General features: G+C 60.3%; 22 protein-coding genes and 1 pseudogene. 11 read left to right on the top strand and 12 right to left on the bottom strand.

The genetic code is table 11. From position 1 onward, the window contains the following. Position 1: 1 nt before the first annotated feature. Entirely contained in the window at positions 2 to 682 is a 681-nt protein-coding gene (locus EV286_RS29280) for a GntR family transcriptional regulator (protein WP_165932980.1), read from the bottom strand. A gap of 139 nt (positions 683 to 821) precedes the next feature. Further along, positions 822 to 1,037 (bottom strand): hypothetical protein, encoded by a 216-nt coding sequence (locus tag EV286_RS29275; RefSeq protein ID WP_132960776.1) that lies wholly within the window; start codon positions 1,035 to 1,037, stop codon positions 822 to 824. Between the two features lie 5 nt (positions 1,038 to 1,042). Between EV286_RS29275 and EV286_RS29270 the strand changes: the two genes are divergently transcribed. The 3 genes from EV286_RS29270 to EV286_RS29260 are packed head-to-tail and all read left to right on the top strand — an operon-like array spanning position 1,043 to position 4,611. Further along, positions 1,043 to 2,269, top strand: coding sequence for an iron-containing alcohol dehydrogenase (locus tag EV286_RS29270; RefSeq protein WP_132960775.1), 1,227 nt, complete (start codon positions 1,043 to 1,045; stop codon positions 2,267 to 2,269). Between the two features lie 16 nt (positions 2,270 to 2,285). Next, on the top strand, positions 2,286 to 3,773 hold the full coding sequence (locus EV286_RS29265) for an NAD-dependent succinate-semialdehyde dehydrogenase (protein ID WP_132960774.1): 1,488 nt from the start codon (positions 2,286 to 2,288) through the stop codon (positions 3,771 to 3,773). 16 nt (positions 3,774 to 3,789) lie between these two features. Then, a complete protein-coding gene (locus EV286_RS29260; protein WP_132960773.1) occupies positions 3,790 to 4,611 on the top strand; it encodes an alpha/beta hydrolase in 822 nt (273 codons plus the stop codon). A gap of 23 nt (positions 4,612 to 4,634) precedes the next feature. Here the strand turns inward: EV286_RS29260 and EV286_RS29255 are convergent, their stop codons facing one another. The 5 genes from EV286_RS29255 to EV286_RS29235 form a co-directional block, all read right to left on the bottom strand. Next, positions 4,635 to 5,411, bottom strand: coding sequence for a molybdopterin-binding protein (locus tag EV286_RS29255; RefSeq protein WP_132960772.1), 777 nt, complete (start codon positions 5,409 to 5,411; stop codon positions 4,635 to 4,637). Beyond that, a complete protein-coding gene (locus EV286_RS29250) occupies positions 5,408 to 6,262 on the bottom strand; it encodes a cytochrome b/b6 domain-containing protein (RefSeq protein ID WP_132960771.1) in 855 nt (284 codons plus the stop codon). Before EV286_RS29250 ends, EV286_RS29255 begins: the two co-directional genes overlap by 4 nt. Positions 6,263 to 6,370: 108 nt before the next feature. Continuing rightward, on the bottom strand, positions 6,371 to 7,000 hold the full coding sequence (locus tag EV286_RS29245) for a hypothetical protein (protein WP_132960770.1): 630 nt from the start codon (positions 6,998 to 7,000) through the stop codon (positions 6,371 to 6,373). Between the two features lie 76 nt (positions 7,001 to 7,076). Then, positions 7,077 to 7,664 (bottom strand): TetR/AcrR family transcriptional regulator, encoded by a 588-nt coding sequence (locus EV286_RS29240; RefSeq protein WP_132960769.1) that lies wholly within the window; start codon positions 7,662 to 7,664, stop codon positions 7,077 to 7,079. 58 nt (positions 7,665 to 7,722) lie between these two features. Next, positions 7,723 to 8,550, bottom strand: coding sequence for an oxidoreductase (locus EV286_RS29235; RefSeq protein WP_132960768.1), 828 nt, complete (start codon positions 8,548 to 8,550; stop codon positions 7,723 to 7,725). A gap of 81 nt (positions 8,551 to 8,631) precedes the next feature. On the opposite strand from EV286_RS29235, the gene EV286_RS29230 reads away from it, so the two are divergent. Beyond that, positions 8,632 to 9,558: an AraC family transcriptional regulator gene (locus EV286_RS29230; RefSeq protein ID WP_132960852.1), complete on the top strand. Its 927-nt coding sequence runs from the start codon at positions 8,632 to 8,634 to the stop codon at positions 9,556 to 9,558. 97 nt (positions 9,559 to 9,655) lie between these two features. On the opposite strand, the gene EV286_RS29225 is transcribed toward EV286_RS29230, so the two are convergent. Both EV286_RS29225 and EV286_RS29220 read right to left on the bottom strand, forming a co-directional pair. Then, a complete protein-coding gene (locus tag EV286_RS29225; RefSeq protein WP_132960767.1) occupies positions 9,656 to 10,543 on the bottom strand; it encodes an MBL fold metallo-hydrolase in 888 nt (295 codons plus the stop codon). Between the two features lie 262 nt (positions 10,544 to 10,805). Further along, positions 10,806 to 11,011 (bottom strand): annotated as a pseudogene (locus EV286_RS29220) (SDR family oxidoreductase); the annotation flags it as partial. 144 nt (positions 11,012 to 11,155) lie between these two features. Between EV286_RS29220 and EV286_RS29215 the strand changes: the two are divergent. The 7 genes from EV286_RS29215 to EV286_RS29185 all read left to right on the top strand — a co-directional run bounded on the left by EV286_RS29215 (position 11,156) and on the right by EV286_RS29185 (position 17,525). Next, positions 11,156 to 12,193 (top strand): substrate-binding domain-containing protein, encoded by a 1,038-nt coding sequence (locus tag EV286_RS29215; RefSeq protein ID WP_132960766.1) that lies wholly within the window; start codon positions 11,156 to 11,158, stop codon positions 12,191 to 12,193. 17 nt (positions 12,194 to 12,210) lie between these two features. Further along, entirely contained in the window at positions 12,211 to 13,449 is a 1,239-nt protein-coding gene (locus EV286_RS29210; protein WP_132960765.1) for a sugar ABC transporter permease, read from the top strand. Further along, entirely contained in the window at positions 13,446 to 14,207 is a 762-nt protein-coding gene (locus EV286_RS29205) for an ATP-binding cassette domain-containing protein (protein ID WP_132960764.1), read from the top strand. The genes EV286_RS29210 and EV286_RS29205 overlap by 4 nt, the downstream gene beginning before the upstream one ends. Before the next feature lie 31 nt (positions 14,208 to 14,238). Beyond that, positions 14,239 to 15,009, top strand: coding sequence for a glucose 1-dehydrogenase (locus EV286_RS29200; protein WP_132960763.1), 771 nt, complete (start codon positions 14,239 to 14,241; stop codon positions 15,007 to 15,009). A 138-nt stretch (positions 15,010 to 15,147) separates the two neighbouring features. Continuing rightward, on the top strand, positions 15,148 to 16,305 hold the full coding sequence (locus EV286_RS29195; protein WP_132960762.1) for an ROK family transcriptional regulator: 1,158 nt from the start codon (positions 15,148 to 15,150) through the stop codon (positions 16,303 to 16,305). A gap of 84 nt (positions 16,306 to 16,389) precedes the next feature. After that, on the top strand, positions 16,390 to 16,824 hold the full coding sequence (locus EV286_RS29190; RefSeq protein WP_132960761.1) for an RbsD/FucU domain-containing protein: 435 nt from the start codon (positions 16,390 to 16,392) through the stop codon (positions 16,822 to 16,824). Positions 16,825 to 16,868: 44 nt separating this feature from the next. Continuing rightward, positions 16,869 to 17,525: an HAD-IA family hydrolase gene (locus EV286_RS29185; protein WP_132960760.1), complete on the top strand. Its 657-nt coding sequence runs from the start codon at positions 16,869 to 16,871 to the stop codon at positions 17,523 to 17,525. Between the two features lie 6 nt (positions 17,526 to 17,531). Here the strand turns inward: EV286_RS29185 and EV286_RS29180 are convergent, their stop codons facing one another. The 3 genes from EV286_RS29180 to EV286_RS29170 are packed head-to-tail and all read right to left on the bottom strand — an operon-like array spanning position 17,532 to position 19,821. Next, complete coding sequence (locus EV286_RS29180) at positions 17,532 to 18,734, bottom strand: ROK family transcriptional regulator (protein ID WP_132960759.1); 1,203 nt, start codon at positions 18,732 to 18,734, stop codon at positions 17,532 to 17,534. A 24-nt stretch (positions 18,735 to 18,758) separates the two neighbouring features. Continuing rightward, on the bottom strand, positions 18,759 to 19,457 hold the full coding sequence (locus tag EV286_RS29175) for an LrgB family protein (protein ID WP_132960758.1): 699 nt from the start codon (positions 19,455 to 19,457) through the stop codon (positions 18,759 to 18,761). Further along, the gene (locus EV286_RS29170; protein ID WP_132960757.1) at positions 19,450 to 19,821 is read right to left on the bottom strand and encodes a CidA/LrgA family protein; all 372 of its coding nucleotides are present in this window, start codon (positions 19,819 to 19,821) and stop codon (positions 19,450 to 19,452) included. Before EV286_RS29170 ends, EV286_RS29175 begins: the two co-directional genes overlap by 8 nt. Positions 19,822 to 19,830 lie beyond the last annotated feature (9 nt).

Raw genomic sequence — 19,830 nt, 5'->3', positions numbered from 1 at the left:
CTTAGTCGAAGGCCGGCAGAAGCCGGTCACGCGAATGCTCGAGATGGACCCGCATTGCCTTCTCGGCCGCCGACGCGTCACCTGCTGCGAACGCGGCAAGTATCGCCTCATGTTCGTCCAGCGCTTCCTCGGTCACGCGCGAATGGAACATCAGGCGGAAGATGTGGAAGTGAGTGTGCTGATGATTGAGCGTTTCGCGGATAAGCTCATTGCCTGCGAACTCCAGGATCCTGTCATGAAACACGGCGTCCTGCCTCGCGAAGGTCGAGTAGCGGAGGCGTTCGTCGCCACCCTCGCGGCGCCCCATGACGCCCGCTGCCTCCCGAAGGGCGGCAAGCTTGTCTTCATCCATAGCAATCGCCGCCCGCGCAGCGCTGTCAGGTTCGAGAAGCAGGCGAAGCTGGTAGAGTTCGTCGAACCGACGCCGGCCGATCTGCGGGGCGGCGCTGTAACCGATGAGGTGGGTCTTGACGACGAGCCCCTCGCCCTCGAGCCGACCGAGCGCCTCGCGAATGGGCGTCTGCGAGACGTTCAGTTCGCGGACGAGATTGTCAACCGTAATGCGCGATCCCGGCGCAATCTTCAGGGACATCAACTGCGCGAAGATGGCTTCGTATACGCTGTCCGCCAGGCTGTTGGCTCGCTGGATGAAACCGCTCGCATCGGGAGCATTGTTCGGCATCGTAGTATTCCGGTTCTGCATATTTTTGCCTCTTGACATCACCAATCGCTAACACGATGCTCCGCGATATGCAATCTAATATCATATAGGATTTAATATTGGAGTGAATGTGAAGGTCACGAAAGAGAAAGCGTCGGGGTTAGCGATCACCCTTCTGGAGGAACAGAATGAGCGTCTGGCGTACGCGGCGCTCCAGGCCGAGGTGCTCGTCTGGGGCGAGCTCAGAGGTCATTCCTCTCAACGGCTTGGCGCTTCGACATGTCGCGACCGGGCCCTCGCCGATGGCTTCGAAGTAGCGTCTCGGCTTTGGGACGAACCGAACGCCCTTTCCGGCCAAACGCTTGTCAAAGGACATGGCTAATGACCCTCTTCGCCGCCATCCGGCTTCCCCAGGAAATACTGTTCGGCAAAGGCCAACGCCATGCCTTGCCGATCGTTGCGGCGAGGCTGGGCAAACGCGCGTTGATCTGTACCGACGAGCGGTTCGCCGCGACGCCCGTGTTCGCTGAAATCGTCGAGGCGCTGGAAGCAGCCTCTATCGACGTCCTGATCCATGATGGTGTCCAACCAGACGTTCCGAGTGAGACCGTCTCGGTTTGTGTCGATGATGCGCGGGCATTCGAGCCCCAGATGGTGATCGGCATCGGTGGCGGAAGCTGCCTGGATATGGCGAAGTGCGCGGCACTACTGCTCAGTCACGGAGGTCGATTGCAGGACTACTACGGCGAATACAAGGTTCCTGGTCCGACCCTTCCGGTGATCGCGGTGCCGACCACGGCCGGCACAGGCTCGGAAGTCACCCCGGTCGCGGTGATTTCCGATTCCGATAGAACCCTCAAGGTGGGAATTTCGAGTCCCTACCTGATCGCCGCCACGGCGATATGTGACCCGGACCTTACGATGACCTGCCCGCCCGGGCTGACGGCGGTCGCTGGTGCCGATGCTCTGACCCACGCCATCGAGGCCTTTACAGCGGCGCGCCGTGGGACCGATCCCCTCCTTGCACAGAACCACGTCTTCATCGGCAAGAGCGCGCTGACAGACCACTTTGCCCTGCTCGCCATCAAGCTCCTTGGCCGCAGTCTCGAGAAGGCCTGCAAGGACGGCTCTGACGAAAATGCGCGCGCTGACGTGATGATGGGCGCGCTGGCTGCCGGTTGCGCATTCGGGACAGCAGGGACTGCCGCGGCCCACGCTATTCAGTATCCCGCCGGAGCGCTTACCCACACGGCACACGGACTCGGGGTCGCGACGATGATGCCATACGTTATGAACTACAACAGATCTGTCTCCGCGGTCGAAATGGCGGAGATCGCCTCGGCCCTCGGCCTCGACAGCGCGGCTCACGATACCGAGGAGATGGCCAGGGCTGCCATCGAAGAGATCCGCAGGCTGTTTGCCGCGATCGGCATCACGCCGACGCTTGCCGACCTCGGGTTGTCGGCAGACAAGCTCGATTGGACCGCCGAGCAGGCCTTCGGCATCGACAGATTGATCAAGAATAACCCCAGGCCGTTCGACCTCGACGCGATGAAGCGTCTCGTAAGAGCGGCCTACGACGGCGACCTCGCCGCTTCCGCTATTTGACCATCGAGGAAATGACATGACGATTGCCCAACAAACGCCTCAGGCTGACCATCAACTGCCCGACGTCCAGGCGGCCGCCCGCGGCCTCTACATCGACGGAGCCTGGCGGCAGTCCCACACTGGACTTCTGATCGACGTCATTGATCCGTCGACAGGTGCTCGTCTCGCCGCTGTGCCGGACGCGACAATCGAGGACGCCCGCGCGAGTATCGACGCAGCAGCAGCGGCAGCTCCCGCCTGGCGCGCCACACCTCCCCGCAGACGCTCCGAAATCCTGCGTCGCTGTTTCGAACTGATGATCGAACGCTCGGAAATGCTGGCGAGACTGATATCGATGGAAAACGGCAAGGCCTTGCGCGATGCACGCGGCGAGGTCGCCTACGCTGCCGAGTTCTTCCGCTGGAACGCCGAGGAAGCGGTACGCATAACCGGCGAATTCGGTATCGCCCCAGCAGGTACCAACCGGATCATCGTCGACTATCAGCCGATCGGCATCTGCCTGCTGATCACGCCCTGGAATTTTCCGGCCGCCATGGCCACCCGAAAGATCGCACCTGCATTGGCCGCCGGCTGTACCGTGATCCTGAAGCCTGCCAGCGAGACGCCGCTCACGGCCTACGCTCTCGCAGCGATCTATGAGGAAGCGGGCGTTCCGCCGGGCGTCGTCAACGTTCTGACCACCAGCAATCCTGGTCCTGTCACCGCCGAGGTATTGGCGGACTCTCGCGTCAGGAAGCTGTCGTTCACAGGTTCTACCGGCGTCGGCCGCCTGCTGCTTGCGGAGGCGGCAAAACATGTCATCTCGTGCTCGATGGAACTGGGAGGCAACGCACCTTTTCTCGTGTTCGATGATGCCGACCTTGATGCAGCGCTTGACGGGGCCATGATCGCCAAGATGCGCAATGGCGGCGAAGCCTGCACCGCCGCGAACCGGTTCTACGTCCAGTCGCGAATTTATGATGCCTTCGCGGAAGGGCTGGCAAAGAGGATGTCGGCGCTGAAGCTTGGAGCTGGGATCGATGCACAAACAGAATGTGGCCCGATGATCACCCGGAAAGCCGTGGAGAAGATCAATCGCCTTGTCGAGGATTCCATGGCCAAAGGCGCTCGCGTGCTGTGCGGAGGCAAAACGCTGGCAGAGCGGGGCTTCTTCTACCCACCCACAGTTCTTGCCGACGTGCCGGCCAGCTCCGAACTGGCCCATGAAGAAATCTTTGGTCCTGTCGCGCCTCTCTACCGCTTTGAAACGGAAGAAGAGGCGATCAACCTGGCCAACGATACCGAGTATGGTCTTGCCGCATACATCTATACCCGCGACCTCGGCCGTGGACTGCGCGTTTCCTCCGGGATCGAAGCGGGAATGATCGCCTTGAACCGAGGGTTGGTTTCCGATCCGGCAGCACCTTTCGGCGGCGTCAAGCAGAGCGGCCTCGGCCGCGAAGGCGGACAGCACCATGGCATTGCCGAATTCATGGAGGCCAAATACATCGCGACCAGTTTCTAGGCCGGGAGGAGCGACTTTGGAGACGGACCCCTTCCGCATCCGCGGGCATGTCGCAGACTTCGACGCGATCATTGCGCAGATCGTCGAGGCAAGCGCCAATACACGAGACACGCTGCCCATGGCAGCCGACGTACCGTATGGCGACGGACCAAATGAAACCCTCGACATCTTCTTTCCGGAAGGAATTCGCAAGGGCCGGCCGGTGCACATGTTCATCCACGGCGGCTATTGGCGGATGTTTTCCAAGCGCGACTATTCCTATGTCGCTGACACCGTCACTCGCGCTCGAGCCATTGCAGTCATTGTCGACTACAGCCTGATGCCGAGCGTGAGAATGGACGTGCTCGTCGACCAGGTGCGTCGAGCAAAGCAATGGGTGCTTGAAAACATCGCAAGCCACGGCGGAGATCCGTCGCGGTTCACCGTAAGCGGCCACTCTGCCGGTGCTCATCTGGCGACGTTCCTGTTCCAGCGGGAGGCCGCGAAGCCAGACGTCGCGGCAGCGTTGCTTCTCGGCGGCATATACGATTTGAAGCCACTACAGTCGTCCTTCCTCGCGCGTGAGATCGCCATCACCGACCAAGAAGTCGCTGCGTTTACGCCGATGTCGCACCGCTACCATGCAAGCTGCAATGTTGTCGTCGCCGTGGGTGCTGACGAAACTCCACCGTTTCACCAGCAAGCGGACGGATTTGCGGCTTATTTGCGGGAACAGGGGCTGGTGGCGTCCCGGGAGACGCTAGCGGGCTCGAACCACATGAGCTGCGTTCGCGATCTTGGTCTTGCAGCAACCGGCTCGGGACGACTGCTGGGCGATTTGGTGAGGGGTACTTCGTAAAGACAAGGCAGCAGAGAGCCGAACTAGATGCCCGCGTACCACTCGTAGCCGCGGTCTTCCCAAAAACCGCCATTGCCGCCCCACAGGCCACGGAAGCTGTCAACAACTTCGATGCGCATGATGTATTTGGCTTGCTTGTAGCCCAGTTGCCGTTCCACCCGCAGGCGCAATGGAGCGCCGTGACCAATCGAGAGATCCTGACCGTTCATCTGATAGGCAAGGATCGTCTGTGGGTGGAACGCGTCAATGAGGTCGATGCTCTCGTAGTAACGACCGCTTCCGTCGAGCGTCTTCTCGAGCTCATCGGCACAATGGAAGACCACGTAGCGCGCCGTGGGCCTGAGGAAGGCCAGGCTCAAAAGGCTCGCGAGCGGGACACCGGTCCATTTCCCGATGGCGCTCCAGCCCTCGACGCAGTCATGACGGGTGATTTGGGTGCGCGCCGGAAGCGCCTTCAGCTCAGCGAGCGAAATCTCCTGAGGGCGCTCCACCAGACCGTCTATCTTCAGCTTCCAGTCCTTGAACTTGCCTTCCGAAAGTTCAGCGTATTCGTCGCTGTCGGGAGCACTGGTACCGTTTACCCGGAAGGACGGAGAAATATCCGCCTCGGCAAATTCACGGGCCAGGGCATGACTGCCCTGGAGCAACCTTTGAGCCTTCATTGTCAGCCGTTCGGCTGAACGAAGGACATTGGCGATGTCGGTGTTCTGATCCAGCATGTCACAGCCAGGAAGAGCGAGTGCAGTGGCGCCAAGTGTGCTGCCAATCAGGAAGCGGCGGCGGGTAAGAATGTGGCTCATGATGTCGGGCCTTTTTCCTGGATCGCGTAGCGGCCGGTGATCATCGAGCGGATATTGTTCCAGGTCCCCGACAGCACGACCATGACGATGTGAATGACGACGAACAGCACCAGAAACGATGCGGCGGCGAAGTGGATGGTTCGGGCGGATTGACGTCCCCCGAAGACATCCACCAGCACAGGAAAGGCAGCGTCGACGCCAGGTGACATGGTCAGGCCCGTAAGGACCATGAGCGGCAGCAGAACAACAATCACGACCAGGTAGGCCAGCTTCTGAAGCGCATTATAGCGCTTTGCCGCTTCCCCTTCCGCGAAGCGAAGACGAGCGTGATCCAGCACCTCGTGCCACAGATGACGGGGCGAAAGCTCTCCCGTTGTCGGTGCCAGGTCTCGCCTGAAGTGGCCGGTCAGAACACTGAAGCCGAGGTAGAGGATGCCGTTGACAACGAACAGCCAGGCAAAGAAGAAATGCCAGCGGCGCCCGGCCGCGAGATCCTGAAACGACGGAATGGTAGCCCAGGCCGGGAAAGCCCGCGGCGTCCGCTCACCTTCGACGTCCGAGACTCCGAGAACGCCGGTCGTCGCAAATCGGAGGCCAGCGACCCGCACGAAACCGCGTGCCTCGCCTCCTTGTCCCTCGGAGCCGATCGTCAGGACAGCAGGGTCGCCGTCTGCGCCGTAGTGGCCCCAATAAAGCTCCGGATGGGCGTTGAAGATCTGCAGCCCGCTCAACAGGAGGAAGCTCAAGCAAAGCGCGTTCAGCCAGTGAGTGAGCCGCGTCACAAGGGAGTGGCGGCGGATGAAGATCGTCCGAGGATATCGAACGTTGTCATCGGTGGCATTCTCGTTCATGACGGCGTCCTCCGTCCAAATCATCCATCAGCTGCAAGTCACGCAGCATTCTTTGGTAGTCGCCGGTCGAACCGGTGGGGCGGCCGAGCCGACCGGCGACGGCTTGGTTCACATGGGCGGAACCACGCCGTTCTTTCCGACAAGGACCTGATGGGCGATGGTGCCGGTTGCAGCCTTCTCGGCAGGTATGAAGACGACGGCACCAGGAACGAGATCATCCTTGGTCGCCGGAGCAAAAGTCACGACGGGCGTACCATCCGGAATAGAGATCTTCTTTTCCTTGCCGTGATAGGAGACGGTGACCGTCCGGCCGTCGACGCCTTTGACCGCATCCGCCACGGTAGCATTGGTCATGCTGCTGTTGGGTTTGAGGTCCCAACCGTAGCTGCCCTCACCTGCCCCTTTCAGTGCCGGCGGGAAGATGAGCACTTCAAGCGCACCATCACCACCGCCCTCTTTCGGCAGGGACGCGATGCCAACGAAGTCGCCAGGCTTGATGTCAGTCACCTCAGCATTTGCCACGCTGGAAACCTTCCAGTCGTCGGCGAGGGCGACATCGACCGTCTCCCCTTCGCGCGTCTTCACCTTCAGAGTGGATCCACTGTAGTTGACGATGCTGCCCCGGACGTGAACCTGTTCAGCGTTCTTGTCCTCGGCATGTACAGGTGTTGTTATCATGGCCGCCGACGATATGCCGGAGAGGCCTAGTACGACTGCGTGAAAAATGCTCTTGATCATCTGAATAACATCCTACTAGTTGGTAGTTTCAATGACACAATTATCGCTCCGGGTGGTTATTCCCTCCGGAACTTTGCTAGGCGGCTGACGGTGACAGCCGTTCCAGGGTAGGCGCCAGAATGCTGGCGAATACTTCCGGGGTCCCATAGGCCCGTGCCGAAAGCATTGCTCCGTGGACGGACGCCATGAATGCCTCAGCCTCTGCGCGAGGTTCGCTTGACAGACTCAGGGCCCCTTCCTTGGAGCCTCGTTCCATGACCGAGGTCAGCCATGTCGAGAGGAAGCGGAAAAAAGCCTTTACCTCCCCTGCGACTTCCGGCGGCAGGGCTGGCAATTCGCTCGCAAGCATGGCGCACACGCAAAAAGGCCTGCTTGCGTCCTCAATGCACTTGGCCCAGTGGCCCGCGTAGGTTTTGAGGAGCTCGAGGGGATCTCGTACACTCTGCTCCAGACCCGCCGCGACCACCTCGGCATCTTCACGATATTGCTTTACAAGCGTGCGGACCAAATCGGCCTTGCTCGGAAAATGGTGATGGATGCTTGCCTTGCGGATGCCGACAACTCCAGCAATATCGGCATAGCTGAAGCCGTTATATCCTCCGCCCACGATCAGCGTTCGCGCGGAGGCAATGATCTCGTCGGAAGTCGTCAAAAGGTTGCTCATAGCTTTATCTACCTTCTAGTAGGTAGACCGTCAAGCAGAAAGTTGAAGTCCTGCGCCGTCAGCCGTCTGTCGAGACCGTGACAGGCTTCCATGCCTCAATTTCCTGCTGCAGGCGTACGATCCTATCCGACACGTGCTTGAGGGCATCGCTGCCGAGTAGAAGCTGCGGCGGCGGACTATTGGATTCGACCAAGTCTAAAACAGCCGCTGCCAGTTTGGCGGGATTGCCGAGCTGCTTGCCGCTCACGGCCTGCCGTGCCTCGCGTATCGGATCAAAAAGTGCATCATAGTCCGGGATGGATCGCTCCGTGCGGATCATCGATCGTCCCGCCCAGTCCGTCCGGAAGGAGCCGGGGCAAAGGGTCGTCACATGCACACCGAACGGGGCCATTTCCGAACGCATCACTTCCGATATGCCCTGAAGCGCAAACTTGCTGCCGCAATAATACGCGATGCCGGGCATGGTGATCATTCCTCCCATCGAGGTGACGTTGACGATGAAGCCATGGCGTCGCTCGCGAAACCTCGGAAGAAATGCCTTGGCCATGGCGACGGCGCCGAAGACGTTCACGTCGAACTGGCGCCGCATCTCTTCAATCGGCGACTCCTCCAGCACTCCCTCGTGGCCATAACCGGCATTGTTGATCAGCACGTCAACCGGTCCATGCTGCTCCTCCGCCTGCGTAACGACATCAGATATGCGGTTGAACTCCGTTACGTCGCAGAGAACCGGTTGGACCGCAGGCAGGGCCTTGGCAAGCGCTGCGCGTGACGCTTCCGAGCGAACCGTACCAATCACCGTGTGGCCCATCTGGACAGCCGCCGAAGCAATGGCAAGCCCGAAGCCGGAGTTCGCTCCGGTGATGAAAAAGGTCTTTCGTGACATGATGTTCAAACATTCCTTGTTGAGGTCATGTTTGACAAATAATATGATGTGGCCAGCGCATCGATTGCGGATTCTATGAATATGCTGTCAAATCCTATGACTGTCGGAAACGGACGATCCCGCCGACGCGAGTTGATCGAACTGGCCTCCGTTCTAGCGCCTCGTCACGGATACAATCCGACCGCGCTCGATCGCGTCCGCATACTGCGGACGGAAGCCGTGCTTCACGACATCCCGGTGCTCTACAAACCAGGCGCGGTGTTCGTATTGCAGGGGAGCAAGCAAGGCATCCTGGAAGGGGAGATCTACCTCTATGATGAGGAACACTATCTGGCGGTCTCGATACCCGTTCCGTTCAGAATGGAATCGACGGCCAGTCCGGAACGGCCATTGCTTGCGGTCTACGTCGAGTTCGATATGCAGATGGCAGCCGAGATCGCCATGCAAGTAGAAAAGCACGGCAAACTGGCAAGCGCCAAACCACGAGGCCTCGTGTCGAGCAGGATGGCCGCCGATATCGAGGATGTTCTGTTGCGCCTGCTGATGGCCGTTCGCAGCCCTGTCGAAGTTGCTGTTCTTGGGGCCGGTATTCTGCGCGAACTGCACTACCGGGTCCTGGTTGGCCCGCAAGGCGGAGCAATGACCGCTGCTCTGCAACAGAAAGGCACGGCCGGAAGGGTCGTCCAGAGCCTGGCATGGTTGCGGGAAAACTACGGCTCTGAAATCGCGATCGCCGACTTGGCAAGGGATGTGGGAATGAGCGTTCCTTCCTACCACGTCCATTTCAAGGATCTGACCGGTAGCAGCCCGATGCAGTACGTGAAGGCGATGCGGCTCCACGAAGCGAGATTGATGATCGCACGCCACGGCAGGACGATCGCAGAAGTCGCCAGTTCAGTCGGCTATGCAAGCCCGGCCCAGTTCAGCCGGGACTTCAAACGGCATTTTGGACGCACCGCCTCGGAAGAAATGAAATGGGTCCGACGCCACCTTGGCGGGCCTGCCTGACTGCCATGGCGAGGTCGCCCGCCATCTTGGTGCGCTCCTGTGGCAGCCTGCCGCCTATTGGCCGAACTTTTGCTCAGCCTGCGCCCATTGCGGTCAACTACTCGGCCTTGTCATTCGCGGTCCATGAGAAGTGGTCGCCCTCTGCTGAGATATATCCCACACCCGGAAACGGAAAGTGCGGTGCGAAAATCCTCTCCTTGTTCTTGGCGAGTGTGCTCAGCGTCTTGACACGGTTCTGCTCGGCTTCCGGTTTGTCGGCATCGAACGAGACACCCCAATCTGGCTCGGCAAGCGAAATGATCGAGCTGTGAACGGTGTCACCAATATCGAACAGCCTCTCCTTCCCCGATACGATCTGGTAGCCGACGTGGCCGGGCGTGTGACCACTCAGGGCCACGGATGTGATGCCGGGAGCGACCTCGCCACCAGGTTTGAATGTCTTAACACGATCCTCGATGACCTTGACGATGGGGGTCAGCTTTTCGTTAGCTTTGGCAAAGGACCACTCCGCTTCCGACATGCGGATCGTGGCATTCGGAAAAGCGAGTTTTCCATCCAAAACAAGCCCGCCGACGTGATCAGGATGAGAATGGGTGATCAGGATTTCGTCGACTGCGTCAGCGCGATATCCGGCTTTTGCCAGACTGCCCTGAAGTGCGCCGCCGACACCGGTATCAATCAGGACAAGGTGCCGGTCCGACTTGACCAGCAGGGCATCGACGCTAAGGGTGATCGTATCGGTTGGTGCGCCTGCCGCCTTAAGCAAGTCCGCGACTTCGGCTGGGCGATGGTCAAGGCCAAATACCTTGCCGTCGTTGGGTAGGACAAACTGAGCGTCATGAAGGGCGACAATATCGAGATTGCCAAGTTTGAAGGCCTTCGCATCTGGCTGTTGCTGCGGCATCTGCGCAACAGCAAGTCCTTGGTATGCGACCATCAGAATAGTTGCCGCCAGCAACTTTGCCGAAATTTTGCCCTTCGTCATGGCACTTCCTCCCTGGGCCAGAATGCCAACGCATCCTATGCGAATTTGCAAGATTCAGACACCTCACTAATCGGTGTTCAGGAAGGTCCAAGGAACAGACAGCAACTGAGCTGGATCGGCTAGAACCCACCTTGTGGCGCAGTCCCTACGTCGAGACCCTGACGGCTGGCAGCCTTCGACCGAAAAATGCCTCTGTACATGTCCGATCGGCAGAAGCGAGAGATGTTGATCGATCAACCCGCGCCTCGCCTGTCTGCGGCCACCAGCAGGCGAAACCGGCGTCGACATTGACGATCGCTCCGGTCATAAGGCTTGCCGCTCCGGATGCAAGGAAGAGGACCGCGCCACCTCCTCCGGCCTGCCGATGCGGCCCATCGCGGTGTCCGCCAGCCAGATTGGAATGCGTTCCTTCTTAGCTTCCACCGCGGCGACCATGGGCGTCTCCATGTAAGTCGGAGCGACTCACGAAGGATCACTTTCCATGGAACAGACTAAACTTGACATAAATATGTATCTGCTTTAAACAAATACAAATGGCGCGACGGGAGGTTGCGCCGCCGCGCGCCGACGAGGAGTGTTCGTGCGCGGTCTTCATCCAAAGGGAGGATTGGGATGTTGAAGCTTTCGCATATGCTTGCCGGCGCCGTCGCGGGTGTCGCACTTATGACCGGCGTGGCCGCCGCTCAGGACACGGTCGGCGTCAGCTGGCGCTATTTCCAGGACGAGCGCTGGAAGATCGACGAGGCCGCGATGAAATCGGTCTTCGACAAGGCGGGCGTTTCCTATGTCGGCATCGACGCCCAGGGCGATCCGCAGAAGCAGGCCGCCGACATCGAGAGCCTGATCGCACGCGGCGTGAAGGTGCTCGTCGTCGTCGCCCAGGACGCCAAGGCGATCATCCCGGTCATCGACGAGGCAAAGCGAAGCAATATCGCCGTCATCGCCTATGATGCGCCGATCGACACCGGCGACCTTCTCTACACCAGCTTCGACAACGTCGCCGTCGGCCGCGTCATGGGCGAGGCCCTGCTGAAGGCCGTGCCGAAGGGCAACTGGGTCGCGATGGACGGCGACCCCGCCCAGACCATCCAGCAGGTCTTCAAGAGCGGCCAGATGCAGGCAATTCAGGCAGCGGTCGACAAGGGCGACATCAAGATCGTCGCCCAGCAGAACGTCGAACAGTGGAAGCCCGACGTTGCTCAGGCGCTCATGGAACAGGTGCTGACCGCGAACGACAACAAGGTCGATGCGGTGCTCGCCATGAACGACAGCATTGCAAATGGCGTGGCTGCCGCGCTGTCCAGCCAGGATCTGCTCGGCAAGGTCGGCATCTCCGGCCAGGACGGCGACAAGAATGTGTTGAACCGTATCGCCAAGGGCGATCAGACCATGACCGTCTGGAAAGACGCGAACGCGCTCGGCCAGACCGCTGCAAAGGCCGCCGTCGAGATCATCAAGGGCGCGAAGATCGACGCCGTGACCGGCGCGAAGGCCGGAAAGACGGACTCCGGCGCTTCACAACCGGCGATCATCCTCGATCCCGTGGCGATCACCCGTGACAATCTCGACCTCGTCGTCCAGTCCGGCTGGATCTCGAAGGACGTTCTCTGCAACGGCGTGACCAAGAACCCGCCAAAGGCCTGCGAGTAACCAGCTGGAGTCCCGTCATGACACCTGTCTTCCAACCAGCGTCCATTTCCGCGAAGTTCCTTCCCCGGCTGCTGCAGGCGGCCGGGGGTGGGGGCCGGGACACTCGCCTGCTGGCGATGGTTATCGTTCTCGGCCTGATCTGGCTTTCCGCAAACGTCCTCACCGGCGGCATATTTTTGTCGCCGCGGAACCTCTTCAACCTGTCTCTTCAGGTGTCGGTAGTGGCGATCATGGCCTCGGGAATGATCCTCGTGATCGTCACTCGCCACATCGATCTCTCAGTCGGTTCGCAAGTCGGGTTTCTCGGCGTCCTTGGCGGGCTCGTACAGAGCGTCTGGTTTCCAGGCAATACGCATGCCTGGTGGATCGCAAGCCTCGCCATGTTGGCCGGAGGCATGCTCATCGGCCTGATCCAGGGAGTGCTCGTCGCCTATGCCCGCATCCCGTCCTTCGTCGTCACCCTGGGTGGCCTGCTTTTCCTGCGCAATGCGGCCTACGAACTCAATGACGGCACGACGATCGCGCCTCTCAACGAAACGTTCCAGATTCTCGGCGGCGGCCAGAACGGCGTGCTCGGCGGACCGCTCAGCTGGGCGGCTGCCCTTGCGGTCACGGCCTATCTCGCCTTCAACCTGCGGCGCAGATACCAGCGCAAGAAGAAGCTCGGCATCCGCAATCCGCTTCGGGCCTTTGATCTGCTCTCCGCGGCGATCTGGTGCCTGGGTGCATTCGGCTTCGTCGCCGTCATGAACAGCTACAAGCGGCCCGGAACCGACGAAGCCATGGGCCTTGCCTTCCCTGTCCTGATCCTGATCGCGGTAACGGTTCTGATGACCGTCCTCGCCAGGCGACACAGGTTCGGCCGCCATGTCTTTGCCGTCGGAGGCGATCCGCACGCTGCGCGCCTGACCGGCATCAATACGCAGCGCGTTGTCCTCAAGGTCTTCGTTCTGATGGGCTTTCTATCCGGTCTGGCCTCGATCGTGCTCACGGCTCGGCTGAACGCCGCCGCCAGCGGCGCGGGCACGATGATGGAACTCTATGTCATTGCGGCCGCCGTCATCGGCGGAACCTCGCTCGCCGGCGGCGCCGGCACGATCCTCGGCGGCTGCGTCGGCGCGCTGATCATGCAAAGCCTCCAGAGCGCGATGGTGCTCCTCGGCATTGCCAGCCCGCTGCAGAGCATGGTGCTCGCCGGCGTTCTCGTGCTTGCCGTCTGGATCGATACGATGTGGCGCGAAAGGAGACCGTCATGACTATCCCGTTGCTCGAAGCGCGCAATGTCAGCAAGGCCTTTGGCGGCGTACATGCGGTGGAAAATGTGAGTATGTCGATCATGCCCGGCGAGGTTGTCGCCCTGCTCGGCCACAACGGCGCCGGCAAATCGACCTTCATCAAGATGTTGTCGGGTGTCTTTCCGGCCGACGGCGGTGAAATCCTCATCGACGGCAAGAACGTCGATATCCGTTCGCCCCACGATGCACAGGAGCTCGGCATCGAGACTATCCACCAGACGCTGGCCCTGGCGGACAATCTCGACGCGGTATCGAACCTGTTTCTTGGTCGCGAGCGCACGGATCGCTTCGGCTTTCTCGATGTCGAGGCGATGGAGCATGGCGCGAGACAGACGATCGAGCGCATGCGGCTGAGAATTCCATCTCTCGATGCCTCAGTGAGGTCCATGTCGGGCGGTCAACGCCAGGCTGTCGCGATTGCCCGGGCGCTGCATTTCAACGCTCGTATTCTGATCATGGACGAGCCCACGGCGGCCCTCGGACCAGAGGAGACGAAAAACGTCGGCGTGCTCATTGATGAATTGAAGAGGCACGGCCTGGGCATCTTGCTGATAAGCCATGACATGCACGATGTCTTAACCCTTTCCGACCGGATTACGGTGATGAAGTCCGGACGTGTTGTAGGCTCGTTCCCGACGCGGGACCTCACACAGGACGACGCCCTCGAAATGATCATCCTTGGACGAAAACCCGCGCGCTTTGCAGCCACCGCGGTATGATGCGACGAAATCAAAATGCAATGGGGGAAAAATGGTAATTGAAGCACCTAATTTCAGTCTCGAGGGCAAGGTGGCACTCGTCACCGGAGCCGCGCGCGGCATCGGAAGGGCCTGTGCGCTCGCCTGCGCAGCGGCCGGCGCCGACGTTGTCGTTGGCGTACGGAATGTCGAAACCGCCGCCGGCCTCGTGCAGGAACTGGAGACGACCGGACAGCGAATCCTTGCGGTCGAAATGGACATTTCCGACAGCAGCCAGATCATGGGTGCCGTCGCAAGGGCGCTGGAGGTCTTCGGCAAGATCGACGTACTCGTCAACAATGTCGGCGTGGCCCCTGGCAATCTCGCGGAGCTCGTCGAAGAGAAGGATCTCGACCGGATCCTTGACGTCAATATCAAGGGCACGTTCCTCGTAACGCAGGCCGTCGCGCGTCACATGATCGAGAGGAAGGCCGGCCGCATCATCAACATCAGCTCGCAGGCCGGAACGGTTACGCTGCGTGGCGAGGCCATCTACTGCATGAGCAAGGCAGCGATCAATCACCTGAGCCGCTGTCTGGCAGCAGAGTGGGCGCAGTACGGCGTCACCGTCAACACAGTGGCTCCGACTTTCGTCTGGACGGATTCGACCCGGCCCGCACTTGCTGATCCCGACTTCTACAACCGCACAGTCGGCCATATCCCGCTGGGCCGGATCGGTGACACCGACGATATTGTCGGCGCCGTGGTCTATCTCGCCTCGCCCGCAGCAGCACTCGTCACCGGAGCAAATCTACTCGTCGACGGCGGATGGTCAGTCGCGTGACACCACAATTGATGCGAACCTTTGCTTGCAGCCGGGCATCTGGTACTGCGTCGGGAGGCGCTGTCGGCAGCGATTCGACACGGCGACCAGTATTTCGCAACAGCTCCTGACCGGCACTAGCTGTGCCTGGGAGGAATATTGACGACGAACAGTGTCTTGCGACACATGAATGCGGTGCGCTGCCTGCGTGTCCTGCGCAGGGACGTGGCCCTATCGCGCGCCGATATCGCCCGCGAATTGAACGTTACGCGGGCAACGGTCGGCAATTCGATCAAGCAACTCCTCACCGAAAAACTCGTCATCGACCTTAACGAAAGTGCCGAGGCGAACGGTGCTGGGCGGCCCGGTGCGCTAGTCTCGCTCAACCCCGCCGGCGCCTACTTCATTGGCCTTGATATATCCTCGGCAGAGATAAATGCGGTGCTCATCGACTTCTCGATGCACGTGATCGCAAAGAGGACTGTGTCGATCGCCGACCGCTATACCGAGCCTGAGCGCGTGATCGAACTTATCGCCGCCTTGCCCGGCGAGCTTATCGAGATGTCCAAGGTGCGCGCGTCCCGCGTGCGAGGCGTCTGTATTTCTGTTCCAGGCATCGTGCGCGGCGGCAGAATAATCTCGGCGCCGTGGCTGAACTGGCATGACGTGGACGCTGTGGCGGCCCTGTCTAGCGCTATGCGGCCCTCGCTGAAGATCCACATCTGCAACGACGCCGTCGCGCTCGCGAGCGCCGTTGCCGCCGATGCCGCCGAGGGCGACCTGAGCGATGTCCTTCTGCTCCTCCTCGCTCAGGGTATCGGCAGCGCCCACCTGCGACAGGGCCGCGTCGTCGAAGGCGCACATGGCCTGGGAGGTGAAGTCGGCCACATGGTGATGGGCGCCCAACCTGGGATGGCGGCGACGCATACGTTCGAAATTCTTGCGGGCTATCAGAAATTCCTGCCTTTCATCGATGAGCGCTTTCCCATTCCGGAGGGCCTCGCAAAGCTGGCAATGCTCGACAGCCCCCCGGATTTCGAAAAGGCGCTTGACGAATGGGCGCTGGCTCTAGCAACGGGTTTCCTTAACCTGATCCATATCCTTGACCCCAGGACGATCGTTCTTGGCGGCCCCCTCGCCGTGCTCTATCCGCGGGTCTCCCAGCGCGTGGAGAAACTGGTAGCTGACAACCTTGTCCACGGTTTCCAGGTTCCTCCGATATCGGTCGCACGATTCGGTGGCGACGGCGCAGCGATCGGCGCGGCCGCATTGTTGCGCGAGAACCTTTTCGATCTTCCCGAGTTGCCGACGGTCTGATTTCGCTCTCGCCGTCAAACCCGTTTGACAGCGAATTTGTATTTGTATAATACAAACGCAAATGTCCAGCTAGAGGAGGAAACTTTGCTGAAATTGGTCGACCCCATCCTTTCCCCCGAACTCCTTTACGCCCTTCGCGCTATGGGCCATCGTCATGATATTGCCGTCGTCGATGCGAACTTCCCGTGCGATGCCGGCGACAATCGCCTCGTCCGCCTCGACGGCGTGTCCGGCCCACGAGCCCTCGACGCCATTCTCGGAGTATTCCCTCTGGAGGAGCAGGAGCCGCACGTGGCGTGGCGAATGATCGCCGAAAACGATCCGGTCAAAATCCTGCCCGTCTTCGAGGACTACGGCGCGACACTTCGAAGGACTCAAGGGAAGCCGGTCGAACTGACGGCTGTCCACCCCGATGACTTCAAGGATCGCGTCCGCGCCGCCCACACCGTCGTGGTGACAGGTGAACGACGCTTCTTTGGCAGCGTCATCCTGCGCAAGGGCGTCATTCCTCCAACCTGAGCAGGGCGCGCCACGCGATCACCTGGAGACAGAAGGAGAGAGATATGCCCGAGCTTTTTACGTCAACCTTCGACGCCTTCCTATTCGACATGGACGGCACAATCCTGAATTCGATAGCCGTCGCTGAGCGTGTTTGGGGTGCCTGGGCGTGGAAGTTCGGGCTCAATCCGGAAGTGTTTCTTCCGACAATCCATGGGCGCCGCGCAGCCGAAACGATTTCTTCGCTCGGCCTTCCCGGGGTCGATGCGGAGGCGGAGGCCGCTGCAATCACAAAGGCCGAAATCGATGCGGTGAGAGGCGTGGTTCCCATCAGCGGGGCATCGCGCTTTCTCCGCCAGATTCCTCCCAGCCGCTGGGCGGTGGTAACCTCGGCCCCGGCGGTGCTCGCAAGAAGAAGGATCGAGGTCGCGGGACTGCCTATGCCGGCGACGATCGTTACTGCCGAGGACGTCAGTTGCGGCAAGCCAGCGCCGGATTGCTTCCTCCTTGCAGCCGAGCGGCTTTCGGTCGATCCAGCCCGTTGCCTGGTTTTCGAAGACGCGGAGGCGGGAATTACTGCCGCGGCCGCTGCCGGTTGCCAGGTCGTCGTCGTTGCCGAAACCCACAAACATCGGCTAGCCGGCAGTCATCGCCAAATCTCAAACTACGAACGCATCCGTCCGAGGATCGTCGATGGCGGACTGGGCCTGTCGCAGCTCTGATAAGACCTACCGGGCGGGTTCCGTTTTCGCCCGGCGATAGACGAGGCTTTCGTCAACTGAGAGCATCTGCTTGTGCAACATGGACGCGCCCCCGATCGCCGGCCCCTCCGGGCCAAGCGAGGAGAGCTTTATTTCGGGAATCGGATGGTCGTCGAGCAGGTTCCGACCGACCTTCTGCAAGGTCTCCTGGCGACAGAGATCGAAAAGTTCCGCAACCGGACCACCGAGCACGATCCTTGCCGGATTAAAAATGCTGGTGAGCGTCGCCATTCCGCGGGCCAGATAGAACGACCAGTCTTTCAGCGTCGACAGCGCAGCCTGCTCTTGCCGCTTCGCAGCCTGAATGAAGGCCGTAATGTCGCCCGCCGAGCCCCCGTGGAACCGATAGCGAGCAAGGACTGCCTCTCTCCCGATGAAGCTTTCAAACGAGCCGGAAATGGTTGCAAGCTCAACAAAGCCTTCATCGCCAAGAATAATGTGTCCGAGCTCGCCGGCATACCCGTCCTGGCCCCGAAGCAATTGGCCGGAATTGACGATCGCCCCCCCGACGCCTGCATCGAGATAGATGTAGATCTCCGTATCGACGCCTTCTTCCTTGGACTGGTACATTTCTGCAATCGCAAAAGCATTCGCATCGTTCTCTGCAACAAGCTGCGGTATGCCGGGCAGCCTCTGCTGCAGCCTTTCCAGGATTGGCTCCTGCCGCCATCCAAGGATTGGCGCGCGCAGAATCGTGCCTGACCTGTCGATGACGCCCGGCGCGGTCAGGCAAAGGCCGCGAATGCGGTAGTTCCTTCCGACATTTTCGGTTATCTCCGCAACGGCACGGACAAGCTGCTGCACCACGCGGTCGGGGTCGGCATTGGCAAGATCGAGCTCGGCCTTCGCTTGCGCGATGACCGAGGCCTCCATGTCAAGGGCAACAACGTTCATGCGACCGACGCCGATATCGGCACCGATGAACATTCCATAGTTGGCATTGATGCGAACGAACGTTCCCGGGCGACCTGTTCCGGCACTCTTGTCATCCTCTGACTCGTCTTCGACAAGCAGGCCCTCGTCCGTAAGGCTCGCCACGATACTGCTCGCCGTCGAGCGGACCATATTGAGCTCCTTGGCGATATTCGCCCGGCTGATCCTGCCATGCCGAAACACCACATCCAGCGCCCGGACCTCGTTTATGTGCCTTACGGTGCGCGGCATGGTCATAGGAGGTTTCCCGATCGAAAAGACTCACAGAAAGAAATGCACAATCAGGGATGTAGCGATTGCATTCAAGCCCATGGCAAGGCCGGAAAACAGCCCGGCCACAGGATCTACGGCATAGGCGCGTGCCGTGCCGATGCCGTGCGAGGCAAGTCCGACAGCAAAACCGCGCGCACTATAGTCGCGGACCCGCATGATGTTCATCAATGGCGTGACGATGATAGCGCCGCATATGCCTGTGAGGATGACGACGGCCGCCGTCAGTGCCGGATCGCCGTGCAGTCCGGAAGAAATCGCCATCGCGACTGCGGCCGTCACCGATTTCGGAGCGATCGAAGCCACGATCGTCGGCTCGAAGCCGAACAGCCGCCCCATGTAAAGCGTGGTGGCCACGGCCGTCAGGCTGCCGAAGATGAGTGCCACGATCATTGGCAGGAGATTGGCTCGGACAAGCGACAGCTTCTCATAAAGCGGGATTCCGAGAGCAACGGTCGCCGGCCCGAGGAGGAAGTGTATGAACTGGGCACCGGCGAAATACCGGTCGTAGCTGATGTGGAACATCATGAGGAGCCCCACTATTGCACTGACCGACATCAGGACGGGGTTGAGAAGCGGGTTTGACGGCAGCGTTTGCCCGATCCTTAGCGCGATGTTCCAGACAAGCAGCGTTCCCGCCAGCCACAAGAGCGGAGATGCCGCAAGATACACCCAGAGCCCCTCACTCATCGATGGAGCCTCCCATTAGCCGCTTCGTCGCCAGGAAGCAGAAAACGGTCACGATCAGCGTCGCGGTGGTGGAAACAAGGATCACCACCAAAAGCTCAAGTCCCCGTGACGCGATCAGGTCCAGGTGCTGGACGATCCCTACCCCTGCAGGAACGAAGAGCACACCCAGATTGGCGAGCAGCCCTTTGGATGTCGCGACCGTGGCAGCCACCAGTTTCGCCATTGTCTTCGTTCGCAGCGTGCCGAGCGCCAGAGAAATCAGCGCCATGCCTATGACCGGACCGGGTACGACGCCGCCGGTCAAATAGGCGACGACCTCCCCAAGGAGCTGAAACAGCAGCAGAATTGTCAATCCAATGACCATTGTTCGCCT

It is taken from the genome of Rhizobium sp. BK251 (genome assembly GCF_004345245.1).
GTDB lineage: Bacteria > Pseudomonadota > Alphaproteobacteria > Rhizobiales > Rhizobiaceae > Rhizobium.
This window is presented reverse-complemented; position numbering and strand designations above follow the sequence as displayed.

Excerpts from the sequence above, each read along its gene's own strand:
- EV286_RS29185 (WP_132960760.1), top strand. The coding sequence starts at position 16,869 with ATGCCCGAGCTTTTTACGTCAACCTTCGACGCCTTCCTATTCGACATG.
- EV286_RS29180 (WP_132960759.1), bottom strand. The coding sequence starts at position 18,734 with ATGACCATGCCGCGCACCGTAAGGCACATAAACGAGGTCCGGGCGCTG.
- EV286_RS29170 (WP_132960757.1), bottom strand. The coding sequence starts at position 19,821 with ATGGTCATTGGATTGACAATTCTGCTGCTGTTTCAGCTCCTTGGGGAG.
- EV286_RS29245 (WP_132960770.1), bottom strand. The coding sequence starts at position 7,000 with ATGATCAAGAGCATTTTTCACGCAGTCGTACTAGGCCTCTCCGGCATA.
- EV286_RS29225 (WP_132960767.1), bottom strand. The coding sequence starts at position 10,543 with ATGACGAAGGGCAAAATTTCGGCAAAGTTGCTGGCGGCAACTATTCTG.
- EV286_RS29250 (WP_132960771.1), bottom strand. The coding sequence starts at position 6,262 with ATGAACGAGAATGCCACCGATGACAACGTTCGATATCCTCGGACGATC.
- EV286_RS29210 (WP_132960765.1), top strand. The coding sequence starts at position 12,211 with ATGACACCTGTCTTCCAACCAGCGTCCATTTCCGCGAAGTTCCTTCCC.
- EV286_RS29255 (WP_132960772.1), bottom strand. The coding sequence starts at position 5,411 with ATGAGCCACATTCTTACCCGCCGCCGCTTCCTGATTGGCAGCACACTT.
- EV286_RS29200 (WP_132960763.1), top strand. The coding sequence starts at position 14,239 with ATGGTAATTGAAGCACCTAATTTCAGTCTCGAGGGCAAGGTGGCACTC.
- EV286_RS29280 (WP_165932980.1), bottom strand. The coding sequence starts at position 682 with ATGCCGAACAATGCTCCCGATGCGAGCGGTTTCATCCAGCGAGCCAAC.
- EV286_RS29230 (WP_132960852.1), top strand. The coding sequence starts at position 8,632 with ATGCTGTCAAATCCTATGACTGTCGGAAACGGACGATCCCGCCGACGC.
- EV286_RS29235 (WP_132960768.1), bottom strand. The coding sequence starts at position 8,550 with ATGTCACGAAAGACCTTTTTCATCACCGGAGCGAACTCCGGCTTCGGG.
- EV286_RS29175 (WP_132960758.1), bottom strand. The coding sequence starts at position 19,457 with ATGAGTGAGGGGCTCTGGGTGTATCTTGCGGCATCTCCGCTCTTGTGG.
- EV286_RS29265 (WP_132960774.1), top strand. The coding sequence starts at position 2,286 with ATGACGATTGCCCAACAAACGCCTCAGGCTGACCATCAACTGCCCGAC.
- EV286_RS29215 (WP_132960766.1), top strand. The coding sequence starts at position 11,156 with ATGTTGAAGCTTTCGCATATGCTTGCCGGCGCCGTCGCGGGTGTCGCA.
- EV286_RS29275 (WP_132960776.1), bottom strand. The coding sequence starts at position 1,037 with ATGTCCTTTGACAAGCGTTTGGCCGGAAAGGGCGTTCGGTTCGTCCCA.
- EV286_RS29270 (WP_132960775.1), top strand. The coding sequence starts at position 1,043 with ATGACCCTCTTCGCCGCCATCCGGCTTCCCCAGGAAATACTGTTCGGC.
- EV286_RS29240 (WP_132960769.1), bottom strand. The coding sequence starts at position 7,664 with ATGAGCAACCTTTTGACGACTTCCGACGAGATCATTGCCTCCGCGCGA.
- EV286_RS29205 (WP_132960764.1), top strand. The coding sequence starts at position 13,446 with ATGACTATCCCGTTGCTCGAAGCGCGCAATGTCAGCAAGGCCTTTGGC.